The sequence below is a fragment of the Okeania sp. SIO2B9 genome (assembly GCF_010672505.1).
Lineage (GTDB): Bacteria > Cyanobacteriota > Cyanobacteriia > Cyanobacteriales > Microcoleaceae > Okeania > Okeania hirsuta.
This window is the reverse complement of sequence record NZ_JAAHGK010001597.1, coordinates 1-1,456: the sequence shown is the minus strand read 5'-3', so window position 1 is coordinate 1,456 and position 1,456 is coordinate 1. Positions and strand designations below refer to the sequence as shown.

The window sequence follows — 1,456 nt, the reverse complement described above, 5'->3', positions numbered from 1 at the left end:
TTCGACCCGTAAACATACAGGCTCGATGAGGCAACTGGGGCAAATGAAGCGCTCAAAATCTCAAAGTGCGGACTTTGTTGACGGGGACTTAGAAACCCCGTCCGTCTACACGGCGGGGTAGTTCATGTTATGTCGGTATACCTTCTACTATTCTTTAACCTCCATAAGATTCTGGATTTTTGTTAAACCGACACTCTAGGCTATTTCCCCTAGAAACGAATCGCACATTGCTGGCCACTACAGCTACCACTGGTTCATCTAAAAATTCTGCTTGACCACACTGACTACAAACAGAAGGTTGCAATATTTCTATTCTGTCTATTCTGGAAAACCCTTTACGAGTCTTACTATGATGGCCTATTTGTCCTCCTGGTCGTCTCTTCTTTTCTTCGGAACTGGGAGACTCTTGTTTTGGCTTGGCTTTTTCCGATTTTTTCAGTAGATCGGTTGATGGGGGTTTCGAGGAGTTCTTACTGTCTAGGTTTTGACTCTGTTCTAATTTATCAATTTGTTTTTGCAGTTTCTCGATTAGTTTCTGTTGAGTCAATAACATTTCTACCAGTTCTTCTTTTGACAACTGGTTGAGGCGTTTACGATTTACTGGGGGCTGTGATTGACTCATGCTTTGACTTTACCCTAGTGCAGGATGGCAGAAATAACTAACCAGTTACAAAATCCTAAAAGCCTTACCAATAAATACTTTTGACTTTTGACTTCCGCGTAGCTGCACTAGTTTGTTTTTTTGTCAAGCGAACCAATATTCTTGAATTTCCCTTCTGAGAATCCACACTACGATCACGCTATGACCTGAATCCTTACCTTAGATATAACACTATACATAGTATTTATAGCAACTTTTTGTGCTACATTATGATTATAAAACTAGAGGGCATAATTTTAACAAATAAAAACTTGCTTACTTCTATTTCTATCAAAGGTGTGATGAATAAATTTAAAACTTTGAGTAATGATAGTTTTGATAATTATTAATTCAAACTTCAGCAGCAAGTACAAAAAATAAAATTCTATACCATCAAAACTAATATGCTTATTGAAGTTCGAGCATTCAAGTAATGAGGTAAAAATCAAGAAAAAATATTCCTAAAACCGATGTTCTCCAAGCTCACACCTAGAACCTGTATAGCAAATCTTATCTAAAAAATATTTATAATAATTTTTTTGACAGAAGAGTAAAAATTTAATCATGTTAGACTAAAGTACAGGTATGAATGATTTAAAAATTATTCAGTTCCTATCTTAATATTAATTAACAAACTGAGCTTGAATTATTTAAAAGCCTTAATAGTAAAGAGCATCTAAATATTTAATTAAAGCGTTATGACATCTGCATCTCCAAACCAAATAGCAACAGAGTACACAATCCCAAAAAAAGAGGATGTGGAAGTTATAGAGGGTCCCAACAATCAGGTGTCTCACCCTCAAAGCTACTCTGATA

At 35.7% G+C, this 1,456-nt stretch carries 1 pseudogene; it reads right to left on the bottom strand.

From position 1 onward, the window contains the following. Positions 1-247: 247 nt before the first annotated feature. Positions 248-622: pseudogene (locus F6K13_RS32960) on the bottom strand (DUF6444 domain-containing protein); the annotation flags it as partial. Positions 623-1,456: the final 834 nt, after the last annotated feature.